Here is a 22,924-nt window from a genome sequence, read left to right on the forward strand (position 1 = left end):
TCGCGGTGGGGTGATCGATCAGGCCGTCTTGTCGCGACGCTCGTCGCGACGCGGCTTGCGCGGGACGATCGTCGGAAGGACGTTGTCGCGCACGGTCTCTCCGGTGACGACGACCTTGGCGACGTCGTCACGACTGGGGATGTCGTACATGACCGGGAGGAGGACCTCCTCCATGATGGCGCGCAGACCGCGGGCACCGGTGCCGCGATGGATGGCCTGGTCGGCGACGGCCTCGAGGGCGTCGCCGGTGAACTCCAGTTCCACCCCGTCCATCTCGAACAGGCGCACGTACTGCTTCACCAGCGCGTTCTTCGGCGTCGACAGGATCGACACGAGCGATTCCTTGTCGAGGTTGGTCACCGACGCGACGACGGGCAGACGACCGATGAACTCCGGGATGAGCCCGAACTTGATGAGGTCTTCCGGCATGACCTCGGCGAAGTGGTCGACGACCTCGTCGTCGTTCTTCTTCGCGACCTCGGTGCCGAAACCGATACCGCGCTTGCCGATCCGGTCGGACACGATGCGCTCGAGTCCGGCGAACGCACCCGCGACGATGAACAGCACGTTGGTGGTGTCGATCTGGATGAACTCCTGGTGGGGGTGCTTGCGTCCACCCTGCGGCGGGACCGACGCCTGCGTGCCCTCGAGGATCTTCAGCAGGGCCTGCTGCACACCTTCACCGCTGACGTCGCGTGTGATCGACGGGTTCTCGCTCTTGCGAGCGATCTTGTCGACCTCGTCGATGTAGATGATGCCGGTCTCCGCGCGCTTGACGTCGTAGTCGGCGGCCTGGATCAACTTCAGGAGGATGTTCTCGACGTCCTCGCCGACGTACCCGGCCTCGGTCAGCGCGGTGGCGTCGGCGATGGCGAACGGGACGTTGAGCATCTTGGCCAGGGTCTGGGCGAGGTAGGTCTTGCCGCAGCCGGTCGGACCGAGCATGAGGATGTTCGACTTCGCCAGTTCGACGGCCTCGCCGCCGCGCACGTCCTTGCGGTCCCCCGCCTGGATGCGCTTGTAGTGGTTGTAGACCGCGACCGCGAGGGTGCGCTTGGCGGTGTCCTGCCCGATGACGTAGTTCTCGAGGAAGTCGCGGATCTCCGACGGCTTGGGCAGCTCGTCGAGCTTGACCTCGCTCGACTCGGCGAGTTCTTCCTCGATGATCTCGTTGCACAGGTCGATGCACTCGTCGCAGATGTACACGCCGGGTCCCGCGATGAGCTTCTTGACCTGCTTCTGGCTCTTGCCACAGAAGGAGCACTTCAGCAGGTCGCCGCCGTCACCGATTCGCGCCATCGTGTGCTGTACCTCTTCCTCGTGCACTGTCGTGAGGGGCCTCGCGACAGGCGGACCGACCCGGAGATCAGTATCCCTGACCGTACCCGTGGGCCGTCCGAACTTCGACCGATAACCACGATGCCGGACGCCTCGTGTCCGGCTCTGCGGCCGGCCGTCGGCGTGGCGCCGACGACCCGCCCCTGTGATGTCACGACCTGCTGTCGGGCTTCCCGGCCCGGACGTACAGGATCGCCCCTGCCCGACGTCGCCCGGCGCATCCGCTGCGTCCGGGCGTGTCGGACCTCAGCTCGTGCGAGCCGACTTCTTGCGGTACTCGAACACCTCGTCGATGATCCCGTACTCCTTGGCCTGGGCCGCGGTGAGGATGTTGTCGCGATCGGTGTCACGACGGATCTTCTCGGAGTCCTGGCCGGTGTGGCCGGCGAGGATCTCGTCGAGACGACGCCGGATGCGCTCGATCTCGGCGGCCTGGATCTCGAGGTCGGAGACCTGACCCTGGTATGCACCGCCCGTGCGCGGCTGGTGGATCAGGACGGTCGCGTTCGGCAGCGCGGCCCGCTTGCCCGGCGTGCCACCCGCGAGCAGGATCGCCGCGGCGGACGCGGCCTCACCGAGGCAGACGGTGGCGATGTCGCAGTGGACGTACTGCATCGTGTCGTAGATGGCGAGCATCGCGGGCACGCTGCCGCCCGGCGAGTTGACGTACATGATGATGTCGCGGTCGGGATCCTGCGACTCCAGGACCAGCAGCTGGGCCATGACGTCGTTGGCGACCGTCTCGTCGATCGGCGTCCCGAGGAACACGATGCGCTCCTCGAACAGCTTCGCGTACGGGTTGTACTCGCGCATGCCGTTGGGGGTGTGCTCGATGAAGGACGGCAGGATGTACCGGCTCTGCGGACCCGCGGACGCGAGACCCGACGGGGTCTGACTGGACGAACCGAACATGGTCATGGGCTCTCTCTCTGCGAAGCTCGTGTGCCGCGACGCGGCGTGTCGGTGTGCCTGCGTGGCAGACGGTCAGGGGCGGGTGATGACGTGGTCGACGAACCCGTACTCCTTGGCCGCGTCCGCGGTGAACCACTTGTCGCGATCGGCGTCGGCCTCGATCTTCTCGAGCGGCTGACCGGTGAACTCGGCGTTGAGCCGGTTCATCTCCTTCTTGGTCTGCGCGAACTGCTCGGCCTGGATGGCGATGTCGGCCGCGGTGCCACCGATGCCGGCGGACGGCTGGTGCATCATGATCCGCGCATGCGGCAGGGCGTGACGCTTGCCCTTGGCGCCGGCGGCGAGCAGGAACTGCCCCATCGACGCCGCCATGCCCATCGCGTAGGTCGCCACGTCGCACTGCGAGAGCTGCATCGTGTCGAAGATGGCCATGCCCGCGGTGACCGATCCGCCCGGCGAGTTGATGTAGAGGTTGATGTCGCGCGTGCTGTCCTCGGCCGACAGCAGCAGGATCTGCGCGCAGAGGCGGTTGGCGATGTCGTCGTCGACCTGGGTGCCGAGGAAGATGATCCGCTCACGGAGCAGCCGCTCGAACACCGAGTCGCTGAGGTTCAGGCCCGCGACGCCGGAGCTCGCGGTGATCGGCGAACCCGTCGCGGTCAGGAGGTTCTTCGGGTCGGTCACGCTTCCTACTTTCTCCAGGACTGGTGCGTGCACCCGGCGATCGGGTCCACGGCTCAGGTGCTCCCCCGACACTAACGAATGCGGGTGGCAACCGACCCTCGGTGCCACCCGCATTCGCTGACAGCGGAGCGATGTCCGCTGTGAGGACGACTCAGTCGTCGCTGTCCGATGCCTCGTCGGTCGCCTCACCGGTGCCGAAGAACTCGGAGGTGTCGATCGTGGCACCCGTGGTGTCGGTGACGGCGACCTCGCCGACGATCCCCGCCAGCGCCTTGCTGCGACGGATGTCGGCGTAGATGGCGCCGAGCTGGTCTGCCTGCTGCAACTGCTGGATGAACTCCTGCGGCTGCATGCCGTAGCGCTGCGCCTGGAAGATGATCTGCTGGGTCAGCTCCTCCTGGCCGACGGTGGTCTCCTGCTGCTCGGCGACGGCGTCGAGGAGCAGCTGGGTCTTCACCGACGTCTCGGCGGCCGAGCGGGCCTCGGCCTCCCACTCCTCGCGGGTGGTCCCCTGCGCGGACAGGAACTCGTCGACCTTGGCGTCGTCGTGGTCGAAGGCGTGGACCACCTGGTGCATCTGACCGTCGGCCTCGGCCTCGACGACCTTCTCCGGCACCGGGATCTCGACGGCCTCGAGCAGCTTCTCCAGCACGGCGTCGCGCACGGCGGTGGCCTGCTCGGCCCGCTTGGACCGGCCGACGCGCTCGCGCAGGTCGGCACGCAGCTCGTCGACGGTGTCGAACTCGCTGGCCATCTGGGCGAACTCGTCGTCGGCCTCGGGGAGCTCGCGCTCCTTGACCGAGTTCAGGGTGACGGTCACCTCCGCTTCCTCACCGGAGTGCTCCCCGGCGACGAGCGTGGTGGTGAAGACCTTGTCCTCGCCGGCCGACATGCCCACGAGAGCCTCGTCGAGACCGTCGATGAGCTGACCCGAGCCGACCTCGTGGGACAGGCCCGTGGTCGAGGCCTCCTCGACGGGCTCGCCGTCGACCGTGGCGGACAGGTCGATCGAGACGAAGTCGCCGTCCCCGGCCGGACGCTCGACACCGGTGAGGGTGCCGAAGCGGGCGCGCAGCGCCTCGAACTGCTCGTCGACGGCAGCGTCGTCGGCCTCGACCGGCTCCACCTCGACCGAGAGCGTCGAGTAGTCGGGCAGTGTGATCTCCGGTCGGACGTCGACCTCGGCGGTGAAGGTGATCGACTTGCCGTACTCGAGTTCGGCGAGATCGATCTCCGGCTGGCCGATGGGGTTGGTCTCGGTCTCGGCGACCGCCTGCGAGTACTTCGCGGGGAGGGCGTCGTTGACGACCTGCGCCAGCACCGAGTCGCGTCCCACGCGGGCCTCGATCAGCTTGGCCGGCGCCTTGCCCGGGCGGAAGCCGGGGATGCGGATCTGCTGCGCGAGCGACTTGTACGCGCGGGCGAAATCACCCTCGAGTTCCTCGAACGGGACCTCGACGTTGAGTTTCACCCGTGTCGGGCTCAGCTGCTCGACGGTGCTCTTCACGACTGTGACTCCTTGCTGTGGGACCGGGTCTGTGGTGGGTCGTCCACCGGCCGATGTCGGGACGACGCCATCGCGGGGGCCGCGAGCGGCCCTCCTGCCGACGGCCGGGACGACTTTCCGTCGGGATGACAGGATTTGAACCTGCGACCCTCCGCTCCCAAAGCGGATGCGCTACCAAGCTGCGCCACATCCCGGTCTCGGTGACGACGCCACCGCCACTCCGCGTCGGGAGCGGTGGAGCGGGTGACGGGAATCGAACCCGCGTAGCCAGTTTGGAAGACTGGGGCTCTACCATTGAGCTACACCCGCGTGCACACCACGCCGAGCGGGATCGCCCCCGGCGTCGCGTGCCTCGGCGACTCTACCGTGCGTGCGTCGGCGGACCGAATCTGCGGTCACCTGCGCGGTGCACCGTCGGGCGGCGCAGGCCACATAGCCTCATGAGTCACATGCGCCACATCCATTGTCAGAGGTCACATGCGGGCGGGTGTCCGTCTTGGACACCCGACGTACTCATGCGACGATGACGATGCGCGGCGGGGGTCTCGCGCAGAAATCGCACACACCAGCCGCCACCGTTCATGCCCGATGGGCACCGACACCGAAGGTCAGGTCCGAACTCGTGCCGACTTCCTCGAACATCCGCCGGGGTTCCGCCCGCACCCGTATCGCCGCGGTCATCGCCGGCGCCGCGATCGCGCTCGTCGCGATCCCCGCGACCGCGGGCGCCGCACCCGTGTCGCCGGCCCCGACCATCCCCGGTCTGCCCGGCGTTCCCGCACCCGACTTCCTGCGGCCCTTCCTGCCGCCGTCGTCCACCGCGCCCGCACCGGCTCCCGATACGGTCCCCAGCACCGAGCCCGCGCCGCCTCCGGCCGACCCGGCTCCCCCGGTCGCCACCAAGACCGGATGGGTCGCCCTCGCCGACGACGCCACCCACACGATGACCGTCTGGCACAACGGCAAGATCGCGCGCAAGGACATCCCCATCTCGATGGGCTCCAACGCGCACCCGACACCCAACGGCGTGTACTACACCAAGGAGAAGTACCGCGACATGTACATGGATTCGTCCACGTACGGCGTCCCGGTCGACTCCCCCGGCGGCTACCGCACCTATGTCGAGTACGCCATCCGGATGAGCTGGGACGGCATCTTCCTGCACGCCGCCCCGTGGTCGGTCGCCCAGCAGGGCAAGACCAACGTCAGCCACGGCTGCATCAACGTGAGCACCGAGAACGGCAAGTGGGCCTACGAGAACTTCCCCGAGGGGACGCCCATCGTGGTCCGCGGCACCGTCGGCGGCCAGTACGTGCAGGGCAGCTGACGCGACCCGCCGCGCGCGGCTGACCGGCCGCGCACACGCACCCCATCCCCCGTCGGCCATCGGCCGGCGGGGGATGTGTCATTCCGTGCCGAGGTCGTGCACCGCGCCGGAGCCCGACCCTGTCACCCGCGAGATCGCCCGCATCTTGTTGACAGCGTCGAGTGCGGCGACCTTGTACCCCTCCGCGAGGGTCGGATAGTTGAACACCGCGTCGACGAGATAGTCGACGGTGCCGCCGCACCCCATGACGGTCTGCCCGATGTGGACGAGCTCCGCGGCGTTGCTGCCGAACACGTGGACGCCCAGCAGCGACCGGTCCCCGGCGTGGACGAGCAGTTTGAGCATGCCGTACGAGTCGCCCATGATCGCCCCGCGTGCGAGCTCGCGGTAGCGCGCGACGCCCACCTCGAACGGCACCATGTCCGCGGTCAGTTCGTCCTCGGTCCGTCCCACGTAGGACACCTCGGGGATCGAGTAGATGCCGATGGGCTGGATGGAGGTGCCGTTCCCGACGGGCTCGCCGAACGCGTGGTACGCCGCACGACGACCCTGCTCCATCGAGGTCGCGGCCAGGGCCGGGAACCCGATGACGTCGCCGACGGCGTAGATGTGGTCGACCGACGTGCGGTAGTGCTCGTCGACGGCGAGGCGACCGCGGGGATCGGACTCCAGACCCGCTGCGGCGACGTCCAACTCGTCGGTGACACCCTGTCGGCCCGCCGAGTACAGAACGGTGTCGGCGGGGATCTTCTTGCCGGACTCCAGGATCGTCACCGTGCCGCCGCTGTGCTTCTCGACGGTCTGCACCGACTCGGAGAAGCGGAAGGTGACGCCGCGCTCGCGCAGCTGATACTGCAGGGCCTCGATGATCTCGCGGTCGCAGAAGTCGAGCATGGTGTGCCGCTTCTCCACCACCGTCACCTTGGTTCCGAGTGCGGCGAACATCGACGCGTACTCGATGCCGATGACACCGGCGCCCACGACCACCATCGACTGCGGCACATGATCCATCCCCAGGATCTGGTCCGAGTCGACGATCGTCGCCCCGTCGAAGTCGACCGTCGAGGGGCGAGCGGGACGCGTGCCGACGGCGATCACGACGTGGTCGGCGCTCACCGTCCTCAGGTCGCCGTCGGGACCCTGGATCGCGATCTGGTGGTCGTCGACGAAGGAGGCGTTGCCGATCATCAGCGCGACGCGATTGCGCGCCAACTGACTCTGGACGACGTCGATCTCGCGACCGATCACGTGGTGCGTGCGCGCCGACAGATCGGACACGGTGATGTCGGACTTGAGGCGGTAGGACTGCCCGTAGAGCTCGCGCTGGTTGAGGCCGGTGAGGTACATGACCGCCTCACGCATGGTCTTCGACGGCACCGTCCCCGTGTTGGTGCAGACGCCGCCGACCATGTCGCGCCGCTCCACGACGGCGGCACGCTTGCCCAGCTTGGCGGCCGCGATGGCCGCCTTCTGACCCGCCGGGCCGGATCCGATGACCACGAGGTCGAAATGGTCCACGCGCACGCTCCGCTGCTCGGTGGGGACGTTCGCCGCCGTGCGGCGGCTCAGCCAGTGTCGCCCAGACCCGTTCGCGGCGCGCGTCGAGACGACGACACCGACGTGAACGCCCTGGGAGCCGCGGTCTCGACGGGACCGAGATGCACCGTCGCGACGACCTGCAGCCACGCGGCGAGCGCGGCGCATCCGGTGAGTGCGGCCTGGTCCCGGCTGCGATCGGTCGCGTAGGCGACATGGCGCCCGCCGACGGGGTTGCGCACGGTGAACGGTCCGATGCGCAACGAACACGGCAGATATCCGCGGGCCTCGTGCGCCGCCACCGCCAACCGGGTGATGTCGCGACGCCACTGCGACGGTCGGATCGACGTCGCGCGGGCGTTCTGCATGGCCCCGGTGCGCACGGCACGCAGCATCTGTCGCACCCAGACCCGCGGGGTGGCCACCGTCAGACCGCGGGTGAGGTCGGCGACATCGCGGATCAGCGAGTCGGGGCTGGCGTTGCAGATGACGTCGTCGCGGTCGCCGATCCACATGGTGGGCACCGCGGGCAACGGACGTCCCGGCCCGGCCACGCCGTGTCCGTCGCATCCCCGCACACACCCGGCGGGTTGGTGCGGATCGGCCACGAGGCCGATCGCGGCCGGCGGCCGGACAGCGTTGTCGCCGAGAGCTTCCCGGATCACGACACACCCCTGGGAGTAGCCGATGGTCGCGTACGGTCCGTCGATGGCGGCGATCGTCGCGCGGAGGGCCCGGACGCCCTCGGCGACGCTGTCGACGAAGCTCGGACCGTCACGCACCGGCACCGGGCCGTAGCTGGCGGGGTAGCCGACCCACCGCGGATCGAAACGGGTGTCGAGGTCGTCGACCACGCAGCGCAGCAGACCGCGCACGGGCGTCGGCGGGTCGGCGGTGGTCGCCTCCCCGGTCCCACCCACGACGAGCAGCGTCATCGTCTCCATGACGTCCATGGTGCTCGTGCTTCTTGTGGAAAGCCCAAGAACACGGTGACGATCGGGTGTGTCGACGGCCGGGGCGGGTCAGTCCGGCTGACAGGTGGGGCACCAGAAGAGGTTGCGGCCCTCCATCACCTCGCCGAGCACCGTCGTCCCGCAGATCCGGCACGGTTCGCCGCGGCGGCGGTAGACGTAGCTGCGCGGCCGGCCTCGGCGTCCCGGGGTGCCGTGGTCGTCCTGGGGTCGGACCGTGACGATCTTCCCCTTGCGGACGCCGACGGCCATCAGGTCGACGATGTCGTCCCACATGTCCCGCCACACCGCCTCGTCGACGAGGGTGCCCTGTCGCAGGGGGTGCACACCCGCACGGAAGAGCACCTCGGCGCGGTAGACGTTGCCGACACCGGCGATCACCTTCTGGTCCATCAGCATCGCGCCGATTGCGCGCCGCGATCTGTGGATGCGCGCGAACGCCCGCTCGGGATCGGCGTCGGATCGCAGCGGGTCCGGACCGAGACGGGCGACGAGGGCGTCGAGATCGGCCGGGGTGAAGTACTCGCACGCGGTCGGCCCGCGTAGGTCGGCTCCGCGCGTCTCGTTCTCGATCCGCATACGGACCTGGCCCACGGGTGGCGGCATCGGGGCGGGGACGTCGCTGAACGTGCCGTAGAGCCCGAGATGGATGTGCACCATGTCCCCGGAGGCGTATTCGTGGATCAGGTGCTTGCCCCACGCCTGCGCGCGGGAGAACTCCTGGCCGTCGAGACGCTCCGCCTCCGCGACGAACCGCCCCTGCGGGCTCGACACGCGCACCGGGGATCTCCTGAACCGCCGCGTGTGCAGGCGGGCGAGGCGATGGACGGTGTGCCCCTCGGGCATCGGTCCTCCTCCCCGCCCCGATCAGCTCTCGGGTACCGGCGGTGCCTCGTGGGTGGTCTCGTAGTCGGCGAGGATGTCGATCCGCCGCTGGTGTCGGGGTTCCTCCGACCACGGGGTCGCCAGGAACGCGTCGACGATGGCCAGCGCGTCCTCGGTGGAGTGCATCCGTCCACCGATCCCGATCAGCTGTGCGTTGTTGTGTTGCCGGGCCAGCTGCGCCGTCTCGACGCTCCACGCCAACGCGCACCGTGCGCCGGGGACCTTGTTCGCGGCGATCTGCTCACCGTTGCCGCTGCCGCCCAGCACGATCCCGAGGCTCCCGGGGTCGGCGACGGTACGTGCGGCGGCCGCGATGCAGAACGCCGGGTAGTCGTCCGCGGCGTCGTAGGCGTGGGCGCCGCAGTCGACGACGTCGTGGCCGTTCGTCCGCAGGTGGTCGGCGATGGTGTTCTTCAGGTCGAAGCCGGCGTGATCGGCCCCCAGGTAGACGCGCATGGCGACCAGCATGACAGGTGCCCCGCGGGTCGCGACCGCCTGGTCAGCGGCCCGCGGGACTCCCCCGGGTGTCAGTCGAACTGCGGATCCTCGTCGCGGCTGCGCTTGAGCTCGAAGAAGTGCGGGTAGTTGGCCAGCGCGACCGCGCCGTCCCACACCTTCCCCGCGTCCTCGCCCCGCGGGATCCGGGAGAGCACGGGACCGAAGAACGCGACGTCGTTGATGTGGATGGTGGGGGTGCCGACGTCGTCGCCGACCTTGTCCATGCCCTCGTGATGGCTGGCGCGGATCGTCTCGTCGAAGCGGTCGGAGTCGGCGGCCGAGGCGAGATCGGTGGGCAGTCCGGCGTCCGCCAGAGCGGCCGCGATGGCCGCGTCGAAGTCGGAGACGCCGCGGTTGTGGATCTGGGTGCCCATCGCGGTGTACAGCGGGTCGAGCACCTCGTGCCCATGCGCGTCGACCGCGGCCTGCAGGACACGGACGGGACGCCACGCGTCCTTCAGCTTCTCCGCGTACTCGGCGGGGATGTCCTTGCCCTCGTTGAGGACGGCCAGGCTCATGATGTGGAAGGTGACGCCGATGTCACGCACCTTCTCGACCTCGAGGATCCAGCGCGAGGTGATCCAGCACCACGGGCACAGCGGGTCGAGCCAGAAGTCGACGCGGTCACGGGTCGAGGCGTCCGACGCGGCGGGCGCGGTGTCGGTGGCGGTCATGGTGTTCTCCTCGTTCTACGCCGCTGAGGGCGTCGTCTCCGGTCGTGCGGGTGCTCAAGGGATACAACAGGCCCGACGACGTCGCATTCCCACCGGCGACGGCATTCCACCGCCCGGCCCGGGGCCGACATGGGGTAAGTGTGAACGCATCACCGACCGCTCGAAGGGGAACCGATCGTGACCGCACCCAATCTCACCCGCGACGCCGCCGTCGAGCGCGCCCGGACCATCAGCGTCTCCGCCTACTCCGTGGAGCTCGATCTCACCGACGGCGCCGGCGCACCGGGCGAGCGCACGTTCGCCTCCACGTCGACGATCACCTTCGATGCGACGGTCGGCGCCTCGACCTTCGTGGACATCGTCGCGGACAGCGTCACCTCCGCGACACTCAACGGCACCGAACTCGACGTCTCGGACTACGCCGCCGAGGACGGGATCACCCTGCCCGATCTCGCGGAGCACAACGAGCTGACCGTCGTCGCGCAGTGTCTCTACTCGAACACCGGTGAGGGCCTCCACCGGTTCGTCGACCCGTCCGACGGTGCGGTGTACCTGTACTCGCAGTTCGAGACCGCCGATGCGAAGCGGATGTTCGCGTGCTTCGACCAGCCGGACCTCAAGGCGACGTTCGCGATCACCGTGACCGCGCCGGAGGACTGGCAGGTGGTGTCGAACGCCGCCGTGACGGAGACACTCGCCGCGGAGCCGGGGGTGCACCGCTTCCGCCCGACCGAACGTCTCAGCACCTATCTCGTCGCCCTCGTCGCCGGCCCCTACGCGCGGTGGGAGGACTCCTACTCCGACGATCACGGCACCATCCCACTCGGGATCTACTGCCGCGCATCACTGGCCGAACACATGGACCCCGATCGGGTGTTCACCGAGACCAAGCAGGGTTTCGAGTTCTACCACCGCAACTTCGGGGTGCCCTACGCGTTCGGCAAGTACGACCAGCTGTTCGTCCCGGAGTTCAACGCCGGCGCGATGGAGAACGCCGGTGCGGTCACCTATCTCGAGGACTACGTGTTCCGGTCGAAGGTGACCACGGCGCTCTACGAGCGTCGCGCGGAGACGATCCTGCACGAGATGGCGCACATGTGGTTCGGCGACCTCGTCACCATGCAGTGGTGGGATGACCTGTGGCTCAACGAGTCCTTCGCGACGTTCGCGTCGGTCCTGTGCCAGTCCGAGGCGACCGAGTACACCAGCGCGTGGACCACGTTCGCCACCGTCGACAAGTCGTGGGCCTACCGCCAGGATCAACTCCCGTCGACCCATCCGGTCGCCGCCGACATCCCCGACATCGCGGCGGTGGAGGTCAACTTCGACGGGATCACCTACGCCAAGGGCGCATCCGTGCTCAAGCAGCTCGTCGCCTATGTGGGTCTCGAGGACTTCCTCGCCGGCCTGCGGGACTACTTCACCGCGCACGAGTTCGGCAACGCCACCTTCGCCGACCTCGTCGGTGCGCTCGAGCGGTCCTCGGGTCGCGACCTGTCGGACTGGGGCGACCAGTGGCTCCGCACCACCGGGATCACCGGTCTCCGGCCGGAGTTCACCGTCGACGACGACGGTGCGTTCGCATCGTTCACCGTCGTGCAGACCGGCGCCGAACCGGGCGCCGGTGAGACGCGGATGCATCGCATCGCCGTCGGCGTCTACGACGACGCGGACGGGAAGCTGGTCCGCACCCACCGCGTGGAGCTCGACGTCGTCGGTGAGCGCACCGAGGTCCCCGCTCTCGTGGGGGTCCGGCGCGGGGCGATGATCCTGCTCAACGACGACGATCTGACCTACTGCACCATCGGATTCGACGACGACTCGTGGCGCGTCGCGACCGATCGCGTCGCCGACATCGCCGAGTCCCTCCCCCGCACGCTCGTGTGGTCCGCGGCGTGGGAGCGCACCCGCGACGCGCAGATGCGGCCGCGGGATTTCGTCGACATGGTGCTGCGCGGGATCGGGGCCGAGACCGAGATCGCCGTGGTGCAGCGCGTGCTGATGCAGGCGCAGACCGCCGTCGATCGCTACGCGGACACCGACTGGGCGGTGCAGACGGGGTGGCCCCGGTTCGCCGACCGCATGCTCGAACTGGCGCGCGCCGCCGACGCGGGATCGGACCACCAGTTGGCGTTCGTCGGCGCACTGCTGTCCGGCCTCGTCACCGACGAGGGGGTGACCGTCCTGCGCGCGCTGCTCGACGGCGACGATCCGCAGTCGGTCGGCTTGCCGGGACTCGTCGTCGACACCGATCTGCGCTGGTCGATCGTGACGGCGCTGGCCACCGCCGGTGCCATCGACACCGACCCCACGACCACACCGGTCATCGACGCCGAAGAGCAGCGCGACAACACCGCCGCCGGTGCCCGCAAGGCCGAGACCGCCCGCGCGGCACGACCTCTCGCCGAGGCGAAGGCGCGGGCCTGGGAGCGGACCGTCTCCGACGACACGCTCTCCAACACCGTCGGACGGGCCGTCATCGCCGGCTTCGCCCGCCCGGGCCAGGACGAGCTGCTGGCACCGTACGTCGACAAGTACTTCGACTCCGTCGAGGACGTGTGGCGACGCCGGTCCAGCGAGGTGGCGCAGAGCGTCGTCATCGGGCTGTACCCCCAGTGGGCCATCGACGACGCGTCGCTGGAACGTGCGGACGCGTTCCTGGCCGGCGACCACCCGCCCGCGCTCCGGCGCCTCGTCCTCGAGGGGCGCGACACGGTCGCGCGCTCGCTGCGGATCCGTCGCGCCGACCGCGACCAGGGCTGACGGGGAGCCCCCAGGGGCAGACCACAGACGCCTCCGGCGCCCGACCGCGAGGTCGGGCGCCGGAGGCGGTGTGGATCAGTGCGTCGTGGTCAGGAGCGGGCGACCGCGGTGGCCATGACCCGCAGCGCGGCGATCAGGCCGTCGACGAGGTCGTTCTCGCGGAATCCCGCGATGGCCGCGGTGACACCGAGCTGGGCGACACGGTCGTTGACGCGGCCGGCGACGGCGCGACCGGAGACCACGACGACGTCCTTGGTGTTCGGCGACACCGCGATCAACGCGGCGTGCTCGGGCTCGGGCACCTGCGGCAGGATCTCGCCCGCCTTGGCGACCGGATCGTCACCGAGATCGCCGATGTAGACCGAGAAGCGGACGAGCGCGAGCTCCGTCGACCGGGACAGCGCCTCGTCGAGAGCCACCAACTCGTCGGGGGCGAACGGCGGCGTCTGGGCGACCGACCCGGGGGTCCGGGCTGCGGAGATGCGCCCGCTCGTCGTGACGACCGCACCCAACGGGAGGGCGTCGGGAGCGGTGACGACCGGCTTGACCTCACCACTTGCCATGTGCGGAACCTCCGGTCAGCTCGTCGGTCGACGGCTCGTGATGGGCGGGCGGCGCGACGGGCTCCACATCCACCGCGCTGAACAGCAGTGGGTCACGGTCCCACTCCTTGTCCAGCGTGTAGCGGACCGCGGGCTTGTGCCCCGATCCGAAGGCCCACGCCATGGACAGGACGCACAGGACGACCATGATGATGCAGATGATCGTCACGGGCAGTCCGATCGCGATGATGAGATCTTCCATCAGCCTCGAGACCCTTCGCCGGGAGTGTTCGCAGAAAACCTATCGGAACCGCACCGCCGTGTCCCAGCCGGGTACGACACCGTGTCGTTGTCTGCGTGGACGGGTCGGTCAGGCGGCGCCCACGTCGATGTACTGCGACCACGACGGGTCGATCTCCTTCACCGTCGCGAGCAGCCGCCAGTGACGCCCCTTCGGTGGGGTCAGGGCCGTGCGCAGCGTCCAGCCGAGCTCGGAGAGCAACCGATCGGCCTTCCTGTGGTTGCACGACGCGCAACAGGCGACGCAGTTCTCCCAGTTGTGCGCACCGCCGCGGCTGCGCGGGACGACGTGGTCGATGGTGTCGGCCTTCGCGCCGCAGTAGCCGCAGCGGAACCGGTCGCGGTGCATCAGCGCGGCACGGGTCATCGGGATCTTCGCCCGGTACGGGACCCGCACGTAGGTGCGCAGACGGATCACCGACGGGACCGCCATCGAGACGTCCGCGGAGTGGATGTGCGGGCCACGCTCGTCGGTGTGCACGACGTCGGCGCGCTCACGGAGCACGAGCACGACCGCCCGACGGATCGATATCGCGGTCAGTGGCTCATAGGTGGCGTTGAGGAGCAGGACGCGGTGCTTGCCCCAGACCGGGCCACCACGGCCGACGTCGGCGCGCTGGGGCGCATCCGGGGTGACGGTCCCGGCATGATGGCGCGCGCCGCCGGCGAGTGGGGTCACGACCTCCGACTGCTGCGACCGCGTGCGCGCCATCCGTCCTCCGAGCGTCCGGGGGTGCCGATGCCCCTCGGCACACCAGTGCACCACGTTCGTCGCCCGACTGCATGCCTTTAAGTGCATGGACACGCTGTCGAGACGGTGACGCCAGGTGTCGTGCGGGTGACGCCCCGGTGACTCCTCGGGTGGTGCGGTCGGCGCATGGTCGATGCGCGACACTGGTGAGGTGACCGAGGCCAGCGAGACGTTCTACGACGCGGTCGGCGGGGCCGCCACCTTCGCCGACCTGACACGGCGGTTCTACGCGGAGGTGGCGCGCGACGAGATCCTCCGTCCGCTCTACCCCGAGGACGATCTGGAGGGCGCCGAGCGCCGACTCAGGATGTTCCTCGAGCAGTACTGGGGCGGACCGCGGACGTACTCCGACGAACGCGGCCATCCCCGGTTGCGGATGCGGCACCAGCCGTTCCGCATCGGTGCGATCGAGCGGGACGCCTGGTTGCGGTGCATGCACACCGCGATCGCGTCGATCGGCGACGACCGCCTCGACGGCGACCACCGTCGAGCACTGGTCGAGTACATGGAGATGGCCGCGCAGTCGATGGTGAACACCCCACTCTGAGAAGCGAATCCACAACGCGGACAGGCGATGAGGCGCAGGACACCTGCGGCCGGTCCGTGTGATGGACACCACGCCGAACGGTCGCGGACACCCGGAACGGTGCGACGTGTGAGGCAAGATGGGCGATGTGAACGACGAGTCACCGGACGCCTCCGTCGCCGACGGACACCCGGACAACCCCGACACGGTCGCCCCGTGGTGGTCGGATGCGGTCTTCTATCAGATCTACCCCCGGTCCTTCTCCGACAGCGACGGTGACGGCGTCGGCGATCTGCCCGGCGTCCTCGACAAGCTCGGATACCTCGAGCTGCTCGGCGTCGACGCCCTGTGGATCAGCCCCGTCATGCGCTCGCCGATGGCCGACCACGGCTACGACGTCTCCGATCCCCGCGACATCGATCCGCTGTTCGGCGGGATCGAGGCCCTCGACGCGCTCATCGAGGAGGCCCACGCCCGGGACATCAAGGTCACGATGGATCTGGTGCCCAACCACACCAGCGATCAGCATCCCTGGTTCGTCGAGGCCCTCGCCGCGGAGCCGGGCAGTCGCGAACGGGAGCGGTACATCTTCCGCGACGGCCTCGGCGAGGAGGGCGACGAGCCGCCGAACAACTGGCCGAGCATCTTCGGCGGGCCGGCCTGGACACGGGTCACCGAGCCCGACGGCACGCCCGGCCAGTGGTACCTCCACATCTTCGCCGCCGAGCAGCCCGACCTGAACTGGGAGAACGACGAGGTCTTCGAGGACCTGGCCACCACCCTGCGGTTCTGGCTCGACCGCGGCGTCGACGGTTTCCGCATCGACGTCGCCCACGGCATGGCGAAGCCGCCGGGACTGCCGGACATGCCCGAGGAGCTGCAGACCGGTCTGCTGATCAACGACGACGACGATCCACGGTTCAACAACCCCGGCGTCCACGCGATCCACCGCCGTATCCGTTCGGTGATGGACGAGTACCCCGACGCGGTGACCGTCGGCGAGATCTGGGTCCGCGACAACGCCCGCTTCGCCGAGTACGTACGCCCCGACGAGCTGCACCTGGGCTTCAACTTCCGCCTCGCCGAGGCCGAGTTCACCGCCGACTCCGTCCGCGACGCGATCGAGAACTCCCTCGCCGCCGTCGACTCCGTCCGCGGGGTGCCGACGTGGACGCTGTCCAACCACGACGTCGAGCGCGAGGTCACCCGCTACGCCGAGGGGACGACCGAGCAGATCGGTCGCGACCGCGCGCGGGCGATGGTGATGGTGGAGCTGGCGCTGCCCGGCACGGTGTTCCTCTACAACGGATCCGAACTCGGGCTGCCCAATGTCGACCTGCCCGACTCTGCCCTGCAGGACCCCGTGTGGGAACGGTCCGGTCACACCAATCGTGGTCGCGACGGGTGCCGCATCCCCGTCCCGTGGACCGGCGAATCGCCTCCCTACGGGTTCAGCGACTCCCCCGACACCTGGCTGCCCATGCCCGACGACTGGGCATCGCTGAGCGCCGAGGCCCAGCTCGAGGACGTCGACTCGACGCTCTCGCTCTACCGCCTGGCGATCGAACTCCGCCGCACGCGACCGGAGTTCGCGGGCGATGAGGTCGAGTGGTACGGCGCTCCCCCGGGATGTCTCGCGTTCCGACGGTCCGTCGGGCGTCTCGTGTGTGCGCTGAACGCGACCGACGGTCCGGTCGGTCTGCCCGGCGGTGAGGTGCTCCTGTCGAGCGCACCGCTGGTCGACGGCCGCCTCCCCGCCAACGCCGCAGCCTGGCTCGTCTGACCGAACCGACCCCGGTCCGCGAGCGGGCCACAACCGCGCGCCGAGCGGGCCGCAACACCCCACCGAGCGGGCCCGCTCGGGGTCAGATGGGGGTCAGCGGGATCCGGCCTGCCCGTCGGAAGCAGACCGACCCGAAGCGTGCGTCGAGGCGCACCCATGTCGACGAGGCGCGGACCCGCACCGGCTCGTCGGCGTCGATCGCGTCGACCGGCGTCGTCGCCGTGACCATCCGCCCGCTGCCGTCGATGACGAAGCCCATGGCGGTCACCGCGAACACCGCGCGCATGGGGATCTCGACACCGCCACCCGACGGTTGCACGGCACTCACCTCGAGGACCGTCTGATCGAGCAGGGACGGCGGAGGCCCCTGCGGCCCGCCCTCGGTCCGGGCGACCTCGGCGCCGTCGCGCGACAGGCCGACGACGGTCCGTGCCGGGACGTCGTCGACGTGGTCGAAGCCGGAGTCCGGTGGCAGCGCACCCCATTCCCACGCGCTCGGCATGGAGAACCCCGGGTCGATCTGCGCCGGGCCGGTCGACCCCTCGTGCGCGGCCGCCGGTGTACGCAGCGCCGTCTGCAGCGCGGTGGCGTCGAACACGACGTCGGGGTCGTCGATGCCGACGCGCACCGATCGTGTCGCCAGCACGTCGAACGGTGTGTGCACCCACGCACCGACCGCACCGTCGGGTCGGCGACGCAGTCGGATGACGGCGGCCTCGTCGAGCGCCCGTGCCCGGGAGACGAAGGCCGACAGGTCGTACCGATCGGCGAGGTCGGGCAGGTCGATCATCGGCCGGGGACCCGCGCATCCGGGCGCAGGAAGCCACGCAGATAGTCCTTCTCGGCGTCGGACATCCGTCGGGGCGCCTGAGTGTCGACGTCGTAGGAGACCAGTTGCGTGGACGCGACCACCGACGGCCTGACCGTCGAGTCCTCGTCGCGACGACGTACCTCGTATCCGACCGTGAAGTCGACCGCACGAACAGCGACGGTGAACATCGTCACCTCGACGGGCGTGTCCTCGTGCCGAATCTGCCCCTGGTAGCGCACGTGCAGGTCGGCCACGAGACAACCGCTCCGCATGTCGCGGGTCGGCCGTCCCTCGGCGAACAGCCACGGGATCCGCGCCTCCTCGAGCAGCGTCACCATCCGTGCGTGGTTGACGTGGGCGAAGACGTCCATGTCCGACCATCGGATGGGCACCGAGGTGGTGAAACCCCTGTCGCTCACCGGATCATGCTCCGCAGCGCCCGCGCCGCGACCGACAGCGTCGAGAGGTCATGGTGTCCCGACGTGTCGATCTCCTCCAACGTCGCCCGTGCGCGGGTCAGGCGACTGGCGGTGTGCATGCGCCACTCGTCGATCTTCTCCTGGGCGGTCTCGTCGGGCTCACCGAGTTCGAGAACGGTGAGGGTGATGGACCGCATCACGGCGAAGAGGTCGTCGCGCAGGGCGAGTCGCGCCAGGGACTGCCACCGATCGCCGGACTCGAGACCGGACACCGCGGTCAGCAGATCCTCCACTCCGAGGTACTCCATGATCGCGAAGTACAGCTCCCCGACCTCGCGTTCGTCGCGGTCGGAGATCTCGGCGGCATCGACGATGTCGAGCAGGCAGAACCAGTGCAGACACCCCGCCACCGCGTCGACGACACCGCCGGCGACGCCCCGGTCACCGAGATCATGTGCGACCGCGTCGATCTCGCGACGTGACCGAGGCCCGAGCCATCCGTCGACGTGGGGTATGAGCGCACTCACCCGCTGCGCGTAGCGCGTCACCTCCGCCGACACGGCCAGTGGCTGCGGGCGGGTGGCGAGCATCCACCGTGAGGCACGGAACAGCAGGCGGCGCCAGCGGATCACCATCGCGTCGACAGCCGCCGCGGGTGCCTGCGCGTCGACGATGTCACGCCACAGTTCGTCGAGTCGGAAGATCTCCGAGACCACGACGAAGGCACGGACGGCGTCGGTCTCCGACGCACCCGACCCCTCGGTCAGCGAGAAGACGTGCTCGGGTCCGGCGCAGTCGACGACGTCGTTCACCAGGGTCGTGGCGACGATCTGCCGACGGAGTCGATGGCCGGCGATCTTCTCGGCGAACCGATCTCGCAGCGGCGCCGGGAAATAGCGGGCCAGACGCTCCTCGAACACGTCGTTGTCGGGCAGGTCGCCGTCCAGCAGGACACCCTTCACCGCCAGCTTGACGTGCGCCATCGTCGTCGCGAGTTCGGGCGAGGTGAGTCCGGTGCGGTCGCGGTCCGGTCCGCGGCGCGCCAGGCTGCGACCGGTCGGCAGCACCTCGAGCTCGAGATCCACGCCGTGCTCACGTGCGAGATGACGGAGCAACCGGACGTGCACCTCGGCCATCGAGGCACTCTGCGCGCGGGCGATGCCGAGTGCGGTGTTCTGGGCGATGTTGTCGCTCAACACCAGTCGCGCCACCTCGTCGGTCATCGACGCCAGCAGCGAGTCGCGTTCCGACCCGTCGAGCTCCCCCGCGGCGACAGCGGCGTCGAGGAGGATCTTGATGTTCACCTCGTGGTCGGAGCAGTCCACGCCGGCGGAGTTGTCCAGCGCGTCGCTGTTGATCCGTCCGCCGTGCAGGTCGAACTCCACCCGACCGCGTTCGGTGACGCCGAGGTTCCCGCCCTCGCCGATCACGCGGGCACGGACCGACGGCGCGTCGACACGGATCGCGTCGTTCGCCTTGTCACCCACGTCGGCGTGGCTCTCGGCCGACGACTTCACGTAGGTGCCGATACCGCCGTTCCAGAGCAGATCGACCGGCGCACGCAGGATCGCGGTGATCAGTTCCGGTGGGCTCAGCGATTCCACGTCGTCGTCGATGCCGAGCGCCGTCCGCATCTGCCGGCTCACCGGGATCGTCTTCGACTCGCGGGACCAGACGCCGCCCCCGGCCGAGATCGCGTCGGTGTCGTAGTCCGCCCACGATGATCGCGCCATCCCGAACAGCCGACGGCGCTCCTCCGTCGCCGCGGCGCGGTCGGGTGTCGGGTCGACGAACACGTGCCGGTGGTCGAATGCCGCGACGAGTCCGATGTGGTCGGACAGCAGCATCCCGTTGCCGAACACGTCGCCGCTCATGTCGCCGACACCGACGACGGTGAAGTCGTCGGTGTCGACGTCGAGATCGAGTTCGAGGAAGTGACGGCGCACCGACTCCCACGCGCCGCGGGCGGTGATGCCCATCGCCTTGTGGTCGTATCCGACCGATCCTCCGGAGGCGAACGCGTCCCCGAGCCAGAACCCGTGGTCGGCGGCGACCTCGTTGGCGATGTCGGAGAACGCGGCGGTCCCCTTGTCCGCCGCGACGACGAGATAGGTGTCGTCGCCGTCGCGACGGACCAGCCCGGGCGCAGGGACGACGGATCCGTCGGGCGCGACGTCGTCGGTGAGTTCCAGCAGGGCGGAGATGAACTCGCGATAGCAGGCGACGCCGACCGTGCGCGTGGCCTCCCGGTCGGTGGACGCGTCGCCGGTCGGCACCGGGGGACGTCGCACGACGAACCCACCCTTCGCGCCGACCGGGACGATGACCGCGTTCTTGACCGCCTGCGCCTTCACCAGACCCAGGATCTCGGTGCGGAAGTCCTCGGCGCGGTCGGACCATCGGATGCCGCCCCGCGCGACGGCTCCGAAACGCAGGTGCACCCCCTCGACGCGCGGTGAGTACACGTAGATCTCGCGGTGCGGACGGGGTTGCGGCGCCTGGGGGATCCGATCCGGGATCAGCTTGATCGCCAGCGCCCGGCGCAACACCCCCTCGGTGAAGAAGTTGGTACGCACCGTCGCTCGCACCAGGTCGACGAACGCCGAGACGATCCGGTCCGCGTCCAGGCTCATCACGTCCCCCGACAGGCGGTCCACCCGGGCGAGTGCGTCATCGCGGGTGTCGTCGTCCGCGCGATCGGGGTGGAACGACGCGACGACGACCTCGATCAACGCCTCGGTGAGCTCGGCGTGGTCGCCGAGCACGGAGGCGATCCGGTGGGTGCTGTAGGCGAACCCGCACTGCCTCAGGTAGTTCGCGTATGCCCGCAGCATCACGATCGACCGCCAGTCGAGCCGGGTACGCAGGACGAGTTCGTTGAACTCGTCGACCTCGGCGATGCCGGACCACAGATGGGAGAACGCATCGGTGAACCGGTGGTCGAGATCGTCGCCACCGTCCTCGGAGATCGTGAGTCCACCGGTGGCCTCGAGGGTGAACTCGTAGATCCAGCAGTCGATCCCGTCGGGTCGTGTGACCGCGAGTGGCTGTTCGTCGAGCACCTCGACCCCGAGGCTCTGGATCATCGGGAGCACCGCCGTCAGCGACGCCGACCGTCCGCAGAGGTACAGGTCGAACGTCCACCGTCGGTCGGCATCGTCGTGCCGGGCGAGTCGGACGTCGAAACCGTCGGGCTGCATCGCCGACAACACCGCGGTGTCGTCGAGTGCGGTGCGGGGATCGCGGTGGTCCTTGTACGCCTGCGACAGGATCGGGGCGAACGCGGCGGCCGTCGCGGCGTCGAGATCGGTGTCGGCGTGGCCGGCCAGTGCACAGAAGTGCTCGTCCCAGCTGCGCGCCGCCTCGGCGAGGTCGTCCTGGATCGACGCCCGGACGTCCCCGTCGATGTCGGCGGTCGGGCTGTCCGCAGCGGGTTGCACACCCTGCCCACCCTCGGTGCGCATGAGGACGTGGATCGCGGCGAGTGGTGCGTCGGTGATCCGCGCGGAGTACTCGGCGTCGTGCCCACCGAGACGGTTGGCGAGGTGTTCCTGCATCGTCGCCCGGAGCCGCGTCGTGTAGCGGTCGCGCGGGAGATGGATCTGGGCGGAGACGATCGCGGTCTGCGGTTCGGACCGGAGGAACACCCGGACCTCACGCGCCGTGACGGCCTCGAGTGCGTCCACCAGATCCTCTGCCAGCGAGGCGGGTTCGGCGGAGAAGAGATCGGTGCGGGGGTGGTTCTGCACCAGTTCGATCATCGTGGCACCCGAGTACGAGTCGGGGCTCGTCCCGGCGTGCTGCAGTGTCTGCGCGACGATGTCCCGGAGCACGGGCACCGTGGTCACGTCGGCGGTGATGCCGGCGGTGGCGAACACACCGACGACGGCGCGGGCACCGCCGCCCTGCGCCGCTCCCACACGGACGACGGTCGGGTACGCGGTGCGGTGGACGCCTGCGGGCAGGTGCATCCGCCCCACGACGACTCCGTCGGAGTCGTCGGGTACGAGCGGCGGTCGGGGCAGGGCGGCGTCGCCGAAGACGCCGAGAACCTCGGTCCATTCGGCGTCGTCGGGTCCGGCCGACACCACTCCGATCGGGTGGAAGTGCCCATCGCTCAACCACCGCAACAGGTCCCGTGTCTGTCCGGCCGGCGCGGCGTCCGCAGCGTCGTCGAGCACGGCGCGCATCGCCTGGGCATCGGCGTGGACGGCGACCACCCGGTCGATGACGGCGGCGACCGTCTCACGCAGTCGCGGCGCGTCGTCGACACCGGCGGCGCCGACCTCGAGGCAGATCCACGACTCGCTCACACCGGCGCGGTCGTCGTCGGAACCGGCGTCGGCGGTGACGCCGGTCAGGACGCCGGATTCGTCGCGCTGCGCCCGCAGGATCGGGTGGTCCACGCGGTCGACGGTGACACCCTCACGCTCGACGGCCCCCACCGCCGCCTCGACGAGCAGTGGCTGGTCGTCGACGACGACGAGTACCGCGACACCGCCACCAGGGATCTCGACGACGTCGACGAGAACTTGCCCGGGCGAACGGGTCCGGGCGAGCGCGAGATGCTCGCGGACCCGATCGGCGTCGAAACGTGTCGACGCGTCCGCGCGACGGGAGGCCCGCGCGTCGTACGCGCGCGCGACCTCCGCGGCCGAGATCGCCGTCGAACCGACATCCCCCGCCGCGCGGCTCAC

At 69.5% G+C, this 22,924-nt stretch carries 19 protein-coding genes and 2 tRNA genes; 4 read left to right on the forward strand and 17 right to left on the reverse strand.

Annotated elements, in window-relative coordinates; translation table 11 throughout:
- Positions 1-18: 18 nt before the first annotated feature.
- The 6 genes from clpX to ACXVUM_RS19035 form a co-directional block, all read right to left on the reverse strand.
- Positions 19-1,299, reverse strand: a complete 1,281-nt coding sequence (clpX, locus tag ACXVUM_RS19010; protein WP_458523465.1) for an ATP-dependent Clp protease ATP-binding subunit ClpX — start codon at positions 1,297-1,299, stop codon at positions 19-21.
- Between the two features lie 285 nt (positions 1,300-1,584).
- Entirely contained in the window at positions 1,585-2,256 is a 672-nt protein-coding gene (locus ACXVUM_RS19015) for an ATP-dependent Clp protease proteolytic subunit (protein WP_458523466.1), read from the reverse strand.
- Positions 2,257-2,322: 66 nt separating this feature from the next.
- Positions 2,323-2,934 (reverse strand): ATP-dependent Clp protease proteolytic subunit, encoded by a 612-nt coding sequence (locus ACXVUM_RS19020; RefSeq protein WP_458523467.1) that lies wholly within the window; start codon positions 2,932-2,934, stop codon positions 2,323-2,325.
- Between the two features lie 151 nt (positions 2,935-3,085).
- On the reverse strand, positions 3,086-4,441 hold the full coding sequence (gene tig / locus ACXVUM_RS19025; protein ID WP_458523468.1) for a trigger factor: 1,356 nt from the start codon (positions 4,439-4,441) through the stop codon (positions 3,086-3,088).
- Positions 4,442-4,561: 120 nt separating this feature from the next.
- Positions 4,562-4,635 (reverse strand) — tRNA-Pro (locus tag ACXVUM_RS19030).
- A gap of 41 nt (positions 4,636-4,676) precedes the next feature.
- A tRNA-Gly gene (locus ACXVUM_RS19035) sits at positions 4,677-4,750 on the reverse strand.
- A gap of 313 nt (positions 4,751-5,063) precedes the next feature.
- Here ACXVUM_RS19035 and ACXVUM_RS19040 point away from each other — a divergent pair.
- Entirely contained in the window at positions 5,064-5,768 is a 705-nt protein-coding gene (locus ACXVUM_RS19040; protein WP_458523469.1) for a L,D-transpeptidase family protein, read from the forward strand.
- A gap of 78 nt (positions 5,769-5,846) precedes the next feature.
- Here ACXVUM_RS19040 and sthA read toward each other — a convergent pair whose 3' ends face one another.
- The 5 genes from sthA to ACXVUM_RS19065 all read right to left on the reverse strand — a co-directional run bounded on the left by sthA (position 5,847) and on the right by ACXVUM_RS19065 (position 10,332).
- Positions 5,847-7,286, reverse strand: coding sequence for a Si-specific NAD(P)(+) transhydrogenase (gene sthA / locus ACXVUM_RS19045; protein ID WP_458523470.1), 1,440 nt, complete (start codon positions 7,284-7,286; stop codon positions 5,847-5,849).
- 47 nt (positions 7,287-7,333) lie between these two features.
- Positions 7,334-8,248: a PE-PPE domain-containing protein gene (locus ACXVUM_RS19050; RefSeq protein WP_458523471.1), complete on the reverse strand. Its 915-nt coding sequence runs from the start codon at positions 8,246-8,248 to the stop codon at positions 7,334-7,336.
- A 78-nt stretch (positions 8,249-8,326) separates the two neighbouring features.
- Positions 8,327-9,121, reverse strand: a complete 795-nt coding sequence (locus ACXVUM_RS19055; RefSeq protein WP_458523472.1) for an Fpg/Nei family DNA glycosylase — start codon at positions 9,119-9,121, stop codon at positions 8,327-8,329.
- 21 nt (positions 9,122-9,142) lie between these two features.
- Complete coding sequence (locus ACXVUM_RS19060; protein WP_458523473.1) at positions 9,143-9,616, reverse strand: ribose-5-phosphate isomerase; 474 nt, start codon at positions 9,614-9,616, stop codon at positions 9,143-9,145.
- A gap of 71 nt (positions 9,617-9,687) precedes the next feature.
- Entirely contained in the window at positions 9,688-10,332 is a 645-nt protein-coding gene (locus tag ACXVUM_RS19065; RefSeq protein WP_458523474.1) for a mycothiol-dependent nitroreductase Rv2466c family protein, read from the reverse strand.
- A gap of 177 nt (positions 10,333-10,509) precedes the next feature.
- Here ACXVUM_RS19065 and pepN point away from each other — a divergent pair, with 177 nt between their 5' ends.
- Positions 10,510-13,095, forward strand: coding sequence for an aminopeptidase N (gene pepN, locus ACXVUM_RS19070; RefSeq protein WP_458523475.1), 2,586 nt, complete (start codon positions 10,510-10,512; stop codon positions 13,093-13,095).
- An 89-nt stretch (positions 13,096-13,184) separates the two neighbouring features.
- Here the strand turns inward: pepN and ACXVUM_RS19075 are convergent, their stop codons facing one another.
- The 3 genes from ACXVUM_RS19075 to ACXVUM_RS19085 all read right to left on the reverse strand — a co-directional run bounded on the left by ACXVUM_RS19075 (position 13,185) and on the right by ACXVUM_RS19085 (position 14,649).
- Positions 13,185-13,658, reverse strand: coding sequence for a DUF5130 family protein (locus tag ACXVUM_RS19075; protein WP_458523476.1), 474 nt, complete (start codon positions 13,656-13,658; stop codon positions 13,185-13,187).
- On the reverse strand, positions 13,645-13,899 hold the full coding sequence (gene ctaJ / locus ACXVUM_RS19080) for an aa3-type cytochrome oxidase subunit CtaJ (RefSeq protein WP_458523477.1): 255 nt from the start codon (positions 13,897-13,899) through the stop codon (positions 13,645-13,647). Before ctaJ ends, ACXVUM_RS19075 begins: the two co-directional genes overlap by 14 nt.
- A 108-nt stretch (positions 13,900-14,007) precedes the next feature.
- Complete coding sequence (locus tag ACXVUM_RS19085) at positions 14,008-14,649, reverse strand: HNH endonuclease (protein ID WP_458523478.1); 642 nt, start codon at positions 14,647-14,649, stop codon at positions 14,008-14,010.
- A gap of 190 nt (positions 14,650-14,839) precedes the next feature.
- Here ACXVUM_RS19085 and ACXVUM_RS19090 point away from each other — a divergent pair, with 190 nt between their 5' ends.
- Both ACXVUM_RS19090 and ACXVUM_RS19095 read left to right on the forward strand, forming a co-directional pair.
- Positions 14,840-15,235: a globin gene (locus ACXVUM_RS19090; protein ID WP_458523479.1), complete on the forward strand. Its 396-nt coding sequence runs from the start codon at positions 14,840-14,842 to the stop codon at positions 15,233-15,235.
- A 118-nt stretch (positions 15,236-15,353) separates the two neighbouring features.
- Complete coding sequence (locus ACXVUM_RS19095) at positions 15,354-16,997, forward strand: glycoside hydrolase family 13 protein (protein WP_458523480.1); 1,644 nt, start codon at positions 15,354-15,356, stop codon at positions 16,995-16,997.
- Between the two features lie 82 nt (positions 16,998-17,079).
- Here ACXVUM_RS19095 and ACXVUM_RS19100 read toward each other — a convergent pair whose 3' ends face one another.
- The 3 genes from ACXVUM_RS19100 to ACXVUM_RS19110 are packed head-to-tail and all read right to left on the reverse strand — an operon-like array spanning position 17,080 to position 22,924.
- A complete protein-coding gene (locus ACXVUM_RS19100; protein WP_458523481.1) occupies positions 17,080-17,787 on the reverse strand; it encodes a hypothetical protein in 708 nt (235 codons plus the stop codon).
- Positions 17,784-18,227 (reverse strand): acyl-CoA thioesterase, encoded by a 444-nt coding sequence (locus ACXVUM_RS19105; RefSeq protein ID WP_458523482.1) that lies wholly within the window; start codon positions 18,225-18,227, stop codon positions 17,784-17,786. The genes ACXVUM_RS19100 and ACXVUM_RS19105 overlap by 4 nt, the downstream gene beginning before the upstream one ends.
- Positions 18,224-22,924, reverse strand: a complete 4,701-nt coding sequence (locus ACXVUM_RS19110) for an NAD-glutamate dehydrogenase (protein ID WP_458523483.1) — start codon at positions 22,922-22,924, stop codon at positions 18,224-18,226. The genes ACXVUM_RS19105 and ACXVUM_RS19110 overlap by 4 nt, the downstream gene beginning before the upstream one ends.

The sequence above is a fragment of the Williamsia sp. SKLECPSW1 genome, assembly GCF_054332755.1.

Excerpts from the sequence above, each read along its gene's own strand:
- clpX (WP_458523465.1), bottom strand. The coding sequence starts at position 1,299 with ATGGCGCGAATCGGTGACGGCGGCGACCTGCTGAAGTGCTCCTTCTGT.
- ACXVUM_RS19015 (WP_458523466.1), bottom strand. The coding sequence starts at position 2,256 with ATGACCATGTTCGGTTCGTCCAGTCAGACCCCGTCGGGTCTCGCGTCC.
- ACXVUM_RS19050 (WP_458523471.1), bottom strand. The coding sequence starts at position 8,248 with ATGGAGACGATGACGCTGCTCGTCGTGGGTGGGACCGGGGAGGCGACC.
- ACXVUM_RS19055 (WP_458523472.1), bottom strand. The coding sequence starts at position 9,121 with ATGCCCGAGGGGCACACCGTCCATCGCCTCGCCCGCCTGCACACGCGG.
- ACXVUM_RS19060 (WP_458523473.1), bottom strand. The coding sequence starts at position 9,616 with ATGCGCGTCTACCTGGGGGCCGATCACGCCGGCTTCGACCTGAAGAAC.
- ACXVUM_RS19065 (WP_458523474.1), bottom strand. The coding sequence starts at position 10,332 with ATGACCGCCACCGACACCGCGCCCGCCGCGTCGGACGCCTCGACCCGT.
- ACXVUM_RS19075 (WP_458523476.1), bottom strand. The coding sequence starts at position 13,658 with ATGGCAAGTGGTGAGGTCAAGCCGGTCGTCACCGCTCCCGACGCCCTC.
- ctaJ (WP_458523477.1), bottom strand. The coding sequence starts at position 13,899 with ATGGAAGATCTCATCATCGCGATCGGACTGCCCGTGACGATCATCTGC.
- ACXVUM_RS19085 (WP_458523478.1), bottom strand. The coding sequence starts at position 14,649 with ATGGCGCGCACGCGGTCGCAGCAGTCGGAGGTCGTGACCCCACTCGCC.
- ACXVUM_RS19095 (WP_458523480.1), top strand. The coding sequence starts at position 15,354 with ATGGGCGATGTGAACGACGAGTCACCGGACGCCTCCGTCGCCGACGGA.
- ACXVUM_RS19100 (WP_458523481.1), bottom strand. The coding sequence starts at position 17,787 with ATGATCGACCTGCCCGACCTCGCCGATCGGTACGACCTGTCGGCCTTC.